Here is a 13260-nt window from a genome sequence, read left to right as displayed (position 1 = left end):
CTATCGGCCCGAAGTTATCCTTGCGCCATCTCGATTGCTGCGCCGATCCCGGCATAGACCAGCGCCAGATCGCCCTCGTCGATGCAGTAGGGCGGCATCACATACACCGTGTTGCCCAGCGGCCGTATCAGCAGATCGCGCTCGCGAAAAAACGCCAGCAACTGCGGCCAGAGCGCTGACAGATAGCCCTGCGCATTGCCCGCAATGTCCAGCGCCGTGATCGTCCCGATGGCTCGCGCGCCGGTCACGCCCGGCAGCGCGGCCAGCGCCGCCAGATGCCCCGCCTGCCGCGCTGCCAGATCGGCAATCTGCGCCAGTACCGGCTCCTCGCGCCAGATCGCGAGATTGGCATTGGCCGCGGCGCAGGCGATCGGATTGGCGGTATAGCTCGATGAATGGAAAAACATCCGCGCGCGATCGGTCGACAGATGCGCGGCGTAAATTTCCTCGCGCGCCATCGTCACGGCAAGCGGCATCGCGCCGCCGGTCAGCCCCTTCGACAAACAGAGAATATCCGGCACCACGCCGGCCTGTTCGCACGCCAGCAATGTCCCTGTCCGCCCCCATGCGGTCATCACCTCATCGGCGATGAACAGCACGCCGTGGCGCGCGCAGATCGCGTGCATCTCCGTCAGCACCCACGCGGGATAGATCAGCATCCCGCCCGCGCCCAGCACCAGCGGCTCGACGATGAACGCCGCCGGCTGCGCTCGGCACGCCGCTTCCAGCGCGTCCAGCGTCGCCTGTTCCCCGCCGGCCATGGGAAACGGGATCGTGCCGACATCGAACAGCAACGGCGCATAGGCCTGGTTGAACACGCCCCGCGCGCCGACCGACATCGCCCCGATCGTATCGCCATGATAGCTATGCTCGAGCACCAGGATGCGCTGCCGCGGCGCCCCGCGATTGGCCCAGAAGCCGAGCGCCATCTTCAGCGCCACTTCCACGCTGGTCGATCCCGAATCCGAAAAAAATACGCGCGTCAGCGGCTCGGGAATGATCGCCCGCAGGCCCGCCGCCAGCGTCTCGGCGGGCTCATGCGTCCAGCCGGCGAAGATGATCTGGTCGAGCCGCTGCGCCTGCGCGGCGATCGCCGCCACGATGCGCGGATGGCCATGGCCGTGCGTCGTCACCCACCAGGAGGAGATGCCATCGATGATCCGCCGCCCATCCGCGGTGAACAATGCCGCCCCCTCGGCATGCGTGACGAGCGGGATCGGCTCGCCCAGGCCATGCTGCGTAAAGGGATGCCAGATCGCGCTCATCGAAAATCATCCAGCGCGAAATTGGCCGCGAACGCCCGCGCCAGCGTCTCGCGATCGAGCGTGCTCAGCAGCGGCAGTCGGCCCAGGCGCTTCACCTGCCCGAGCCGCGCGATCGTCGCCTCGCTATCCTCCACCGCGTCGCCGACAAAGGCGATGCCCAGGATCGGCACGCGGCGCGCGCGCAGCGCCTCGATCGTCAGCAGGCTATGGTTGATCGTGCCCAGCCCGGTGGGCGCGACGATCACCACGGGCAACTGCCAGCGCGCGAACAGGTCCGCGAACAGCACATCGGGCGTCACCGGCACCAGCGCGCCGCCAGCGCCCTCGATCACCAGTGGGCGCTGCGCTGGGGGCTCCAGCCGCGCCGGATCGATCGTCACGCCGTCCAGTTCCGCCGCGCGGTGCGGCGAACACGGCGTCGCCAGGCGATACGCCTCGGGCAGCACGCGCTCCGGCGCCAACCCGCTCAGCGCCGCCACCCGCTCGGCATCGCTGCCGCCGTCCAGCCCCGCTTGCACCGGCTTCCAGTAATAGCCGCCAAGCGCACCCACCAGCGCCGCGGCAAACACAGTTTTACCGATATCGGTGTCCGTGCCGGTCACCACGCAACTAAAATCGCTCATAATGCATCCCCAATCGCCAGTGCCAGCGCATCGATCTCGCGCGGGCTCACATTCAACGTCAGCGAAATGCGCAGCCGGCTGGTCCCCACCGGCACGGTCGGTGGCCGCACCCCGCGCACGTCGAACCCTGCTTCCTGCACCGCGCCGGCAACACGCATCGTCAGCGCATCGTCGCCCAGCAGCAGCGGCATGATCGGCGATCCCGTGACCGCCACGCCAAGCGGCGCCAGCACCCGCCCGGCCTGCGCGATCAACGCGGCCAGCGCCGTGCGCCGCGCCGGCTCGTCACCCAGGATCCGCAAACTCTCGCGCACCGCGGCCGCGATCAGCGGCGAGGGGGCGGTCGAAAAGATGAACGCGCGCCCACGATTGACCAGCATGTCGCGCACGATCGTTGGCCCGCACAGCAATGCCCCCTCGCACCCCAGCGCTTTCCCGCAGGTCCGGAGCGTGACGACGTTGGGCCGCCCCTCCAGCCCCTCGGCCAGCCCCCGCCCGTCGCGCCCGAACACGCCGGTGGCGTGCGCCTCGTCGATCAGCAGCATCGCGCCCAGCCGATCCGCCACCGCGATCAGATCGTCCAGCGGCGCACGATCGCCATCCATGCTGTACAGGCTCTCGACCGCGATCCACGCCTGCCCGGTGGCGCCGCCGCGACGCCAGGCGGCCACCGCCTCGGCGATCGCCTGCACATCGTTATGCGGCGCCGATATGCAGTCTGCCCGCCCAAGGCGCATCCCTTCATGCGCGCTGGCATGGATCAACGCATCATGCACTACCAGGTCGCCGCGCTGCGGCAGCGTCGCGAACAAGGCGGCATTGGCGGCATAACCGGAGGAAAAGAACAGCGCGCTGTCGCTGCCGAAAAACGCTGCCGCCTCGGCCTCCAGCGCCTCATGCTCGGGATCGTTGCCGCGCAACAGCCGCGATCCGCCGGATCCCAAGGCGACACCCCGGGCCAGCGCCTCGGTCACCGCGCGGCGCAAGCGCGCCGCGTTGGCCAGCCCGATATAATCGTTAGAACAAAAATCAACGCCCGTGCGTGGCTGCAACCGCCGCAGCCGCGCGCGCGCCTCGAGCATGTGGAAATCGGCTTGCTGCGCCGCCAGAAAAGTCATCGCGCGCCTTTAAGACGCTCGGCGCCCCAGTGCGAGCCTCATCATGCCACAATAAAGGGCGCGGGCGGAAACCGCCCACGCCCTTAAATCACGCCCGGGCGTACGGCTTACGCCGCCGCTGCCTTTGCGTTGGCCTTGCTTTCGGCCATCTTGGTCAGCTTTTCGTCAGTAGCCTTTTCCTCGGCCAGCGTCTCGGCAAACAAGCCCGCCGCTTCCGTATGGCCCAGTTCCTTGGCCCAGGCGATCAACGTGCCATAGCGCGTGATCTCGTAATGCTCGACGGCCTGCGCCGCTGCGATCAATGCCGCATCCAGCACGGCCTTGTCGGCGACTTCGCCGATGATCTCGTTGGTCTCTTTGATGATCCCGTCGATCGCCGGGCAGCTTACTGCCTTGGCCTTCTGGTCGAGCGAGGCAAACACGCGCTCGAGCCGCGCGATCTGGCCTTCGGTTTCCGTCAGATGCGTCTCGAAACCCTTTTTGAGCCCCGGCGCCGTTGCCTTGTCGATCATCTTGGGCAGCGCCTTGAGAATCTGATGCTCGGCATAATAGATGTCTTGCACGGTGTGCAGGAACAGGTCGTCGAGAGTGGCGATATCTTTGCTGAACAAGCCCATAGTCTGTCTCCTGAAAAGTGGTGGTGAAACGGATCAGTCGTCGGCGGTGCCGGGTTCGGCCATCTTGCGATGCTGCTCGGCCAGGATCGCGTTCGGCGTGACATTGGCCACGGCGGACTGGATCTTGTTCTTCAGCCCCGAAACGACGCTGGCTTTGCCGGACATCAGCGCATCCCAGCCATTCTTGGCCGTGTCCGCCGGGTCTTCCTTCTTGGGATCAGTGCCGACCGAGGTATCCATCATGTCGCCGCGTTCGAAGAAATCGGTGTCCGTCGGCCCGGGCATCAGGTTGGTCAGCGTGATGCCGTCCGAATCCTTGATCTCGTTCTGCAGCGCCGCGACGAAGCTGTCGACGAACGCCTTGGAGCCGTTGTAGACCGCCTGGAACGCGCCCGGAATGTAGCCCGCGATCGAGCCCGTCACGAGCACCTTGCCGTCGTTGCGCGACACCATCTGCGGCAGCACTTTTTGCAGCAGATAGGCGGTGCCGACGATATTGGTATCGACGACATGTTTCCACTCCGCCGGATCCTGATCGAGGAACGCGCGGCCCAGGCCGTGACCGGCATTGGCGCACAACAGATCGATCTGGCGATGGCCCGCGGCCTCCAGCAGGCGATCGACGCCCTCGAAGGTCGAGAGATCGACATCCAGCGTTTCGGCGTTGCCCACGCTCTCGGTAAACGGCGTGTCGGCGGCGAGCAGCAGGTCGTAGCCCTCGGCAGCAGCCAGCTTGGCAAGCTCGGCACCGATCCCGGCGGAAGCGCCGGTGACGATTGCGAATTTATTGGCCATTTTATACGCTCCTGAAAGTAATTAGCGGCCCAGGCCGGGCTTGAGCACGACCTTGGTCACGTTGTTCTGATCGTTCTTGAACATGTCATACGCCTTGGGGGCGTCCTCCAGATCCATGCGGTGCGAGATCAGGAAGGTCGTATCGATCTTGTCTTCCATGATCGCGTTGAGCAGGGCCGGCATGTAATGCTGTACGTGCGTCTGCCCGGTCTTGAGCGTCAGCCCCTTTTCCATGAACGCGCCGAGCGGGAACTTGTCGACGAACCCGCCATAGACGGCGGGCATCGACACGCGACCGCCCTTGCGGCAGGCGATGATCGCCTGGCGGATCGAATGCGTGCGATCCGTGCCGAGGAAAGTCGAGGCCTTGATCTGGTCGATCACGTTGTCGACGAACAGCCCGTGTGCTTCCAGCCCGACCGCGTCGATCACCGCATCGGGGCCGATCCCGCCGGTCATTTCCATCAGCGCTTCATAGACCGCGCTTTCCTCGAAATTGATCGTCTCCGCGCCGAACTTGGCGGCAAGCGCCAGGCGCTTGGGGAAATGATCGATGGCGATCACGCGCTCGGCGCCCATCAGGAAGGCGGATTGCACCGCGAACAGGCCAACCGGCCCGCAGCCCCACACCGCCACCGTATCGCCCGGTTCGATCTGAGCATATTCCGCCGCCTGCCAGCCGGTCGGCAGGATGTCGGACAGGAACAGCACCTTGTCGTCATCTACGCCGTCGGGAATGACGATCGGGCCGACATCGCTGAACGGCACGCGGACATACTCGGCCTGGCCGCCGGCATAGCCGCCGGTCATATGGCTATAGCCGAACAGGCCGGACATCGGCTGGCCGTAAATGGTCTGCGCGATATCCTGATTGTCAGCCGGCAAACCGTTGTCGCACGCCGAATATTGCTGCTTGCCACAATGATAGCAGCTGCCGCAGGCGATGGTGAACGGCACGACGACGCGTTGACCCTTCTTGAGCGTCGATTTGGGCCCGGTTTCAACCACTTCGCCCATGAATTCGTGGCCGAGAATATCGCCCGCCTGCATCGTCGGGATGTAATGATCGTAGAGATGCAGGTCCGAGCCGCAGATCGCGGTCGAGGTGACCTTGATAATGCAATCGCGCGGGTTGATGATTTCGGGATCGGGCACCGTGTCCATGCGGACGTCGTGCTTGCCGTGCCATGCCAGTGCGCGCATCAGCGTCGCTCCTCTTTACAAAAACGCGCGCGCATCAGTTACGCTCCTCTTGGAGTTGTTCCTGGGTGAACGCCGCGGTGGCGATCTCGCCCGTTTCCATCAGCTGCTTGAAGCGCCGCAGATCGCGCCGCGCCTGGATCGCCGGTTCGCGCTGAAACAGCTTGGCGATTACCTTGCCGACCACGCCCAGCGGCGGATCGTACAGGATCGTGGCGGTGACGACGGTGCCGCGCGCGCCGGCCTCCTTGAAGTCGATCCGGCCGCTATTGGGCACATCGGCGCCTTCTTCCGAGGCCCAGGCGATGAAGCTGTTTTCGGCCTCATCGGTGACGACGGCATTCCATTCCACCGTCTTGCCAGCCGGGGCCTTGACCACCCAGTGCGAGCGCTTGGCATCGAGCGTCTCGATCGAAACGACATTCTCCATGAACTGCGCGAGGTTCGAAAAGTCGCGCCAATAGTCATAAAGCTCGGCGGCGGGGCGGTTGATCGTCACCGCGCGGCCGACCAGGCTGTCGCCCTTCGGCTCGATCAGCGTCTGCCCCGCCTGCTCGGCGGCATGACTGTTTTTCGATGCGGTCAGCGGCGCGTCATCGGTGGTAGCAAATTCGTTGGCCATGAAATCCTCCGGTCTTGCTGGTCGCCTGCTCAAGCAAATGGGGCGTGGTTAAGTTCCGGGTTGTTTCACCGGCGAAATCAAACGACGTGAGAGGTTTGTCTCGATCAGCATTATTGGGGGATAGGTTGCCTTGCCACCTTCCTCGTCACCCCGGACCTGGTCCGGGGGTCCACCAGGCGGCACACTAAGCGACTGCAATAGAAACCGAGCGGTGCGGCGTAGCGGACCCCGGACCAAGTCCGGGGTGACGAGGTGTTTTGGGGAGCGCCGCTAACCCCGCCAGGCACGCATCGCCGCGTCGTAATCGTCAGCCAGCCGATCCCGCGCGTCTTCCAGCGCGCCGTTCTCCGCGCGCTGCTCGCGCACCAGCGCGTCGCGTTCGGCCTGCAATGCGGCGATCCGCGCATCGATCTCCTGCCGCGCCTTGTCGTGCCGCTTCCCCGCCGCGCCGATCGCATCATCGGCATTGTCCAGCGCAGCACGATCGGGTCGTGGTTTGGGCGCCGGTTTCGGCTGAGGCTTGGGCTGGGGCTTGGGCTGGGGCTTGGGCGCAGGGGGCGCCGCGCGCTTCGCCTTGCGGCGGGTCGGCGCCTCTTCCGCGCTCTCCGTCGCCTGCGCCCGGCGCGGCGGGTCCGGCGGCAGCGCGGCGATCTGCTCCGCTGCCGTGCCGCGCGAGCGTTTGATCACCACACCCGGCTCGGCCAGCGGCGCTTTCGACAGCTCTGCGTCGGTGACCAGTTCGGCCGCGCCGCGCGCGAACAGATCCTTCTCGCTGCCCCAGGCGCGCAGCGCCGCCTTCTTGCTTGGCGCGGCAACATAGGCGTCATGAAAGCCGATCGGCGTGCGATACACTTTGAGCGTCGGCATGATCGGTACAATCCCCCGCCGCTTTACGTTGTTCCGATGCGGCCCGGCCCCATATCCAACGGATGACCGCCCAGTTCGATCTGTTTGCCGCTGCCCCGACGTTGCCGCCCGGCTTGGCCGCCGCCGATGACATCCTCACCGCCGCCGAGGAGACCGCGTTGCTCGCCCGCCTGGCCGAAGTGCCCGTCGCCCCGTTCAAGTTCCAGGGCTGGCTGGGCAAGCGCGAGACGGCGTCGTTCGGCTGGCGCTACGATTTCGACGATGCCAGTTTCGGCCCTACCGAGGCGATCCCCGATTATCTGCTCCCCTTGCGCGCCCGCGCCGCCGCCTTTGCCGCTATGCCCCAGGACGATCTCGTCCAGGCCATGGTCACGCGCTACGATCCCGGCGCCGGGATCGGCTGGCATCGTGATCGCCCTGTGTTCGAGCATGTCATCGGCATTTCGCTCGCCAATGCGGCAACATTACGCCTGCGGCGCCGCTCGGCGGACGGTTTCGAGCGCGCAAGCCTCCCGCTCCCGCCGCGCTCGATCTATTTGCTAAGCGGCGACGTGCGCCACGCATGGGAACACAGCATCGCCGCGATGGAGGTGCCGCGCTGGTCGATCACCTTCCGCACGCTGTCGTACAAGGGGCTCAGCGCGCTCGCGCGGCAATCAACCGGGTCAGGTCGTCCGGGCGGTTGATGTTGGCGATGTCGCCTCCGGCATCGATCGCCACCGCTCCCGCCAATGTGCCCCAACCGCGCACCGAGCGATCGGTATCCGTCGCCAGATGATCCGCCAGCCGCGCCGCCAGCGTCACCGGCCAGCAGCCCAGAATGGGCAACTGCCGCACATAACTCGCGCCGCCCGCCGCGATCAGCGCGCCGAGCACCGCGGGGGGCAATTCCGGCGTGTCGCAGCCAACCGTCAGCACCGCATCGAACCCGCCGGCGGCGGCATGGCGCAACGCCCCGCATAGGCCGCCCAGCGGCCCGAGCCCGCCCGCCGGCCAGTCCGGCACCGTCGCCAGCCCGGCCGGTGCCACGGCACGCCCGCATACCACCACGGCATCGCTCATGCTGCGCAGCACGTCTGCAGCATGGGCGATCAGGCTCTGCCCCTCCAATTGCGCGAGGCCCTTGTCGCTGCCAAAGCGCCGCGCTTCGCCGCCGGCCAGGATCGCGCCGAGGATCCTCATTCGGTAACGGCCAGCATGGCATCCGCGCGCGCCAGCATGATCAGCCGCAACCCCGCTTCCCGCGCCCGCGCGATCGCCAGATCGGTCGCCGCCGAGATCGTCACCAGCAAGGGGCAATCGGCGAGTGCGGCCTTCTCCACCAGTTCGTAGGAGCAGCGCGACGACAGCACGGCAAAGCCACCATCCCAGCCGAGCCCCTCGCGTGCCATGGCGCCGATCAACTTGTCGAATCCGTTATGCCGCCCGACATCCTCGCGCACCAGTCGCACGGTGCCGTCCGCCGAGCAAAACGCCGCCGCATGCACCGCCCCGGTCGCGCGGTTGAGCGGCTGCTGTGCGCGCAAGCCGGCCAGCGCGCGAAAGATCGCGGCTTCATCCGCCGCGCTGGTCGATGTCACGCGGGGCAGGGGGCGCAGCGCCTGTTCGAGATTTTCAATGCCGCACAAGCCGCAGGACGATTCGGATACGCGGTGCCGCACGCGCTCCAGCAAACGCGCGCCGCAAGACGGATCGAGCGTCACGCGCACCACCTCGCCGGCCGCGATACTGTGTACATCCACGTCGAGGATCGATGCGGCGCTATCGACCAGCCGCTCGCTCAGCGCAAAGCCGAAGGCGAAATCGTGCAGGTCGGCAGGCGTCGCCATCATCACGGCATAGCCGATGCCGTTGAACTCGATCGCGATCGGGCGTTCGATGGCAATCGCGCGATTGATCGGTTCCGCGACGCCATCGGGCGTTCGGCGTAGGAAGGGAAGCGGCAGCGAGGTCATGCGTGTCGTCCTACACGATCTGTCCCGCGCGCCAATACGGGCGGCGCCCGCTGCGCTGCGGCGCATTTGGCGTGAACCATTTCAGCGCCGCGCCGTTCCACCCTCAGTAAACTCGGCAAACGCATTACCGTGTTCGGGCAGGAAACATCATGGCCAAGCAGCATTCCGACAAACCCGAAATCACCCCGTTCGCCGGCCCCGCAGGCGGCTGGGGATCGGTGCGATCGCTGGCCGAGATCATGCCGCGCGAGCGCGCCTCGCCCGAGACACTTCGGGAATTGGTCCGGCAGAACAAGCCGGATGGCTTCGCCTGCGTCAGCTGCGCCTGGCCCAAACCGGCCAATCATCACCCCGCCGAATTCTGCGAGGAAGGCGCCAAGGCCACCGCCTGGGAACTGACCACCTATCGCACCACGCCCGAATTCTTTGCCGAGCATACGTTGACCGAGCTGCGCACCTGGCGCGATTACGATCTGGAGCAGAATGGCCGGTTGACGCACCCGCTGCGCTATGATGCCACGAGCGACAAATATGTCGCCTGTTCGTGGGATGAGGCGTTTTCCGAAATAGGCGTTGTGCTGCGGCCGCTCGATCCCAAATCGGTGGTCTTCTACTCGTCCGGCCGCACCAGCCTGGAGGCCTCGTACATGTACGGGTTGATGGCGCGGATGTACGGTAATCAGAACCTGCCCGACAGCTCGAACATGTGCCATGAATCAACCTCGGTCGGGCTCAAGGCGGCGATCGGCGTGCCGGTGGGCACCACGCGGCTCGAGGATTTCGAGCATTGCGACGCGATCCTGTTCTTCGGGCAGAATGTCGGCTCGAATTCGCCGCGCATGCTGCATGATTTGCGCGATTGCCGCAAACGCGGGGTGGAAATCATCACCTTCAATCCGTTGCGCGAACGCGGGCTCGAACGCTTTACCGATCCGCAGAACCCGATCGAGATGGCGACCTTGGGCGAAACGCGCATTTCGACGCAATATCACCAGGTAAAGGCCGGGGGCGACATCGCCGCGATGATGGCGATCGCCAAATTCCTCGTCGAATGGCACGATGCGGCCATTCTCGCCGGGCAGCCCGCCGTGCTCGATACCGCGTTCATCGAAGCGCACACGCATGGCTTCGAGGAGTTTGTGGCCGCTGTCCGTGCCGCCGATTGGGGCGCGATCGTTGCCGAATCCGGGCTGTCCAAGCTCGAATTGGAGGCGTCGGCGCGCGTTTATGCCAAGGCCAAGGCGGTGATGGCGATTTACGGCATGGGGCTGACGCAGCATGTGAAGGGCGTTGAGAATGTCCGCATGCTGGTCAATCTGCTGCTGCTGCGCGGCAATATCGGCCGGCCGGGCACCGGCCCATGCCCGGTGCGCGGGCACAGCAACGTGCAGGGGCAGCGCTCGGTTGGCATCACCGAAAAGGCCGAGCTGGTGCCGGTCGAGCGGCTGGAGGCGCAATATGGCTTTACCGCGCCGCGCGAGAAAGGCACCGACACGATCGATGCCTGCCGAGGCGTGATCGATGGCTCGATCAAGGCGTTTGTCGCGCTGGGCGGCAATTTCCTCCGCGCGGTGCCCGAAACCGGGCCGATGGAGTCCGCCTGGACCAATCTTGATCTGTCGGTGCAGGTCGCCACCAAGCTCAACCGCAACCATCTCTTCCCCGGCAAGGTAACGTATCTGCTGCCGTGCCTGGGGCGGATCGAAACCGACGTGCAGGCCAGCGGCCCGCAGGTCGTCACGGTCGAGGATTCCACCAGCTGCATCCACGCTTCGCGCGGCAAGGCGACGCCGGCGAGCGAGCATCTTTTGTCCGAGCCCGCCATCGTCGGCGCGCTGGCCAAGCAGATCCTGCCGGTCAATCCCAAGGTCGACTGGGATGCCTGGGTCGACGATTATTCGAAAATCCGCGACGCCATCGAGCAGACCTATCCGCAATTCTTCGCCGATTTCAACGCCCGGCTGTTCCAGCCCGGCGGCTTTTGGAAAGGCAACAAGGCGAGCGAGCGGATCTGGCAGACGCCCAGCGGCAAGGCGGAATTCCTCGCCCCCACCGGCTTGTGCGCCACCGGCTTCGACGATGCCGACGGTCGCTTCCGGCTGATGACGCTGCGTTCCAACGACCAGTTCAACACCACGATCTACGGCTATCATGATCGCTTCCGCGGCGTGAAGGGCACGCGCGATGTGCTGTTCATCAATCTCCAGGATATCGCCGCGGCGGGGCTCAAGGAGAACCAGATCGTCGCGCTGGAAAGCGATGCTGACGATGGCATCATGCGCCGGCGCGAGGGGCTGATCGTCACGCCCTACAGCATCCCGCGCGGCTGCCTTGGCGCTTATTATCCCGAGGCCAACGTGCTCATGCCGGTCGAGCATTTTGCCGAGGAAAGCCATGTCCCCGCCGCTAAATCGGTGCCGGTCAGGATCGTGGCGTAGGCGCGGCATCGCTCAAACACGACACCAGCGGGTGGACGCCAAGCCCGCTTTGTATTATACCGATCGGTATGCGGAGCAAATATTGCCTGCGCAATCGGTACCTTAACGTCATTTGCACGTTATCAAGATCATACCAACATCGGCCGCGCGCGGCCCTGCCAAGTGAGAAACGATACCGCCATGAGCGATAGCGGAGAATTCGAAGTGTCGCGTCGCGGCCTGCTCGGTGCGGGCGCGGCATCGGTCGCGGTCACTGCAGTGCCGGTTGGCGCGGCGGCCCAGGCGCCAGCGCCGGTGCCCGCCACCACCAAGCTCGGTTTCGTGGTCAACGGCAAAAGGCGCACGCTGCAGGTCGATACGCGCACCACGTTGCTGGATGCGCTGCGCGAAAATCTGCAGCTCACCGGCACCAAGAAGGGCTGCGATCACGGCCAGTGCGGTGCCTGCACCGTGCTCGTCGATGGCGTACGGATCAATTCCTGCCTCAGCCTCGCGGTGATGCACGAAGGCGACAAGATCACCACGATCGAAGGGCTCGGCCAGCCCGACAAGCTGCACCCAATGCAAGCCGCCTTCATCAAGCATGACGGCTATCAGTGCGGTTATTGCACGCCGGGGCAGATCTGCTCCGCCGTCGCCGTGCTGGGCGAAATCAAGGCCGGCGTACCGAGCCATGTCACCGCCGATCTTACCGCCCGTCCCACCGCCTCGAACGACGAGATGCGGGAACGGATGAGCGGTAATATCTGCCGTTGCGGGGCCTATTCGAACATTCTGGAAGCGATGACCGACGTCGCGGAGACCGTGGCATGAAGCCCTTTACCTATCAGCGCGCCAAGACGCCGGCCGAAGCGGCCACCGCCGCCGCGCGCACGCCGAACGCCAAGTTCATCGCCGGCGGCACCAATCTGCTCGATCTGATGAAGCTGCAGATCGAGGCGCCGGCGCATCTGATCGATGTCAACGCGCTGAAACTCGACAAGATCGAGGATAGCAATGATGGCGGGCTGCGCATCGGCGCGCTCGTCACCAACACCAATCTCGCCGCCGATGCGCGCGTGCGCCGTGATTATGGCGTGCTCAGTCGCGCGATCGTCGCGGGGGCCTCGGGCCAGTTGCGCAACAAGGCGACCACGGCGGGCAATCTGCTCCAGCGCACGCGCTGCCCGTATTTCTATGATACCAATCAGCCGTGCAACAAGCGCCAGCCCGGCACGGGCTGCTCGGCGATCGGCGGCTATAGCCGTCAGCTCGCCGTGATCGGCACCAGCGACGCCTGCATTGCCACCTATCCCGGCGACATGGCGGTGGCGCTTAGGCTGCTCGATGCCACCGTGCAGACGGTCAATCCCGAAGGCGTCGCGCGCACCATCCCGATCGCCGATTTCCATCGCTTGCCGGGCAACACGCCGCATATCGATACGGTGCTGCAGCGCGGTGAGCTGATCACTGCGGTGACGCTGCCCAAGCCGCTCGGCGGGACGCATATCTACCGGAAGGTGCGCGATCGTGCTTCCTATGCGTTCGCCCTGGTCTCGGTGGCGGCGGTGGTGCAGCCCGATGGCACGGGGCGTGTAGCGGTGGGGGGCATCGCGCCCAAGCCGTGGCGCGTGGAGGCGGCCGACGCCGATCTGCCGCGTGGCGCCAAGGCGGTTACCGCCAAATTGCTCGCCGGCGCACGCCCGACCGAAGACAATGCATTCAAGGTGACTCTGGTCGAGCGGACGCTCGGCGCGGTGCTCGCCGAAGCGAAGGGGTAA

14 protein-coding genes are annotated in these 13260 nt (G+C 65.6%); 4 read left to right on the top strand and 10 right to left on the bottom strand.

Annotation, left to right across the window (positions count from 1 at the left end; genetic code table 11):
* Positions 1–14: 14 nt before the first annotated feature.
* The 8 genes from ABC969_RS06000 to ABC969_RS05965 form a co-directional block, all read right to left on the bottom strand.
* Positions 15–1265, bottom strand: a complete 1251-nt coding sequence (locus tag ABC969_RS06000; protein WP_345863644.1) for an adenosylmethionine--8-amino-7-oxononanoate transaminase — start codon at positions 1263–1265, stop codon at positions 15–17.
* A complete protein-coding gene (bioD, locus tag ABC969_RS05995; RefSeq protein ID WP_345863643.1) occupies positions 1262–1888 on the bottom strand; it encodes a dethiobiotin synthase in 627 nt (208 codons plus the stop codon). Before bioD ends, ABC969_RS06000 begins: the two co-directional genes overlap by 4 nt.
* Positions 1885–3006 (bottom strand): 8-amino-7-oxononanoate synthase, encoded by a 1122-nt coding sequence (locus ABC969_RS05990; protein WP_345863642.1) that lies wholly within the window; start codon positions 3004–3006, stop codon positions 1885–1887. The genes bioD and ABC969_RS05990 overlap by 4 nt, the downstream gene beginning before the upstream one ends.
* A 107-nt stretch (positions 3007–3113) precedes the next feature.
* Positions 3114–3623 carry a YciE/YciF ferroxidase family protein gene (locus tag ABC969_RS05985; RefSeq protein WP_345863641.1) on the bottom strand — a complete coding sequence of 170 codons (510 nt, stop codon included), beginning with the start codon at positions 3621–3623 and terminating at the stop codon, positions 3114–3116.
* Between the two features lie 33 nt (positions 3624–3656).
* Complete coding sequence (locus tag ABC969_RS05980; protein WP_345863640.1) at positions 3657–4418, bottom strand: SDR family NAD(P)-dependent oxidoreductase; 762 nt, start codon at positions 4416–4418, stop codon at positions 3657–3659.
* Positions 4419–4439: 21 nt separating this feature from the next.
* The gene (locus ABC969_RS05975; protein WP_345863639.1) at positions 4440–5621 is read right to left on the bottom strand and encodes a zinc-dependent alcohol dehydrogenase; all 1182 of its coding nucleotides are present in this window, start codon (positions 5619–5621) and stop codon (positions 4440–4442) included.
* Between the two features lie 34 nt (positions 5622–5655).
* Positions 5656–6240: an SRPBCC family protein gene (locus ABC969_RS05970; RefSeq protein ID WP_345863638.1), complete on the bottom strand. Its 585-nt coding sequence runs from the start codon at positions 6238–6240 to the stop codon at positions 5656–5658.
* Positions 6241–6510: 270 nt separating this feature from the next.
* The gene (locus ABC969_RS05965) at positions 6511–7107 is read right to left on the bottom strand and encodes a hypothetical protein (RefSeq protein WP_345863637.1); all 597 of its coding nucleotides are present in this window, start codon (positions 7105–7107) and stop codon (positions 6511–6513) included.
* A 62-nt stretch (positions 7108–7169) separates the two neighbouring features.
* On the opposite strand from ABC969_RS05965, the gene ABC969_RS05960 reads away from it, so the two are divergent.
* The gene (locus ABC969_RS05960) at positions 7170–7793 is read left to right on the top strand and encodes an alpha-ketoglutarate-dependent dioxygenase AlkB (protein WP_345863636.1); all 624 of its coding nucleotides are present in this window, start codon (positions 7170–7172) and stop codon (positions 7791–7793) included.
* Here ABC969_RS05960 and mobA read toward each other — a convergent pair.
* Positions 7744–8289 (bottom strand): molybdenum cofactor guanylyltransferase, encoded by a 546-nt coding sequence (gene mobA / locus ABC969_RS05955; RefSeq protein WP_345863635.1) that lies wholly within the window; start codon positions 8287–8289, stop codon positions 7744–7746. The two genes, ABC969_RS05960 and mobA, sit on opposite strands and share 50 nt — an antisense overlap.
* Positions 8286–9062 (bottom strand): formate dehydrogenase accessory sulfurtransferase FdhD, encoded by a 777-nt coding sequence (gene fdhD / locus ABC969_RS05950; RefSeq protein WP_345863634.1) that lies wholly within the window; start codon positions 9060–9062, stop codon positions 8286–8288. The genes mobA and fdhD overlap by 4 nt, the downstream gene beginning before the upstream one ends.
* Before the next feature lie 149 nt (positions 9063–9211).
* Here fdhD and ABC969_RS05945 point away from each other — a divergent pair, with 149 nt between their 5' ends.
* From ABC969_RS05945 to ABC969_RS05935, 3 genes are all read left to right on the top strand, one after another.
* Positions 9212–11500, top strand: coding sequence for an FdhF/YdeP family oxidoreductase (locus tag ABC969_RS05945; RefSeq protein WP_345863633.1), 2289 nt, complete (start codon positions 9212–9214; stop codon positions 11498–11500).
* Positions 11501–11680: 180 nt separating this feature from the next.
* Positions 11681–12313, top strand: coding sequence for an aldehyde dehydrogenase iron-sulfur subunit PaoA (paoA, locus tag ABC969_RS05940; RefSeq protein ID WP_345863632.1), 633 nt, complete (start codon positions 11681–11683; stop codon positions 12311–12313).
* On the top strand, positions 12310–13260 hold the full coding sequence (locus ABC969_RS05935) for an FAD binding domain-containing protein (RefSeq protein ID WP_345863630.1): 951 nt from the start codon (positions 12310–12312) through the stop codon (positions 13258–13260). The genes paoA and ABC969_RS05935 overlap by 4 nt, the downstream gene beginning before the upstream one ends.

Source organism: Sphingomonas qilianensis (assembly GCF_039614825.1).
GTDB classification, from domain to species: domain Bacteria; phylum Pseudomonadota; class Alphaproteobacteria; order Sphingomonadales; family Sphingomonadaceae; genus Sphingomonas; species Sphingomonas qilianensis.
This window is presented reverse-complemented; position numbering and strand designations above follow the sequence as displayed.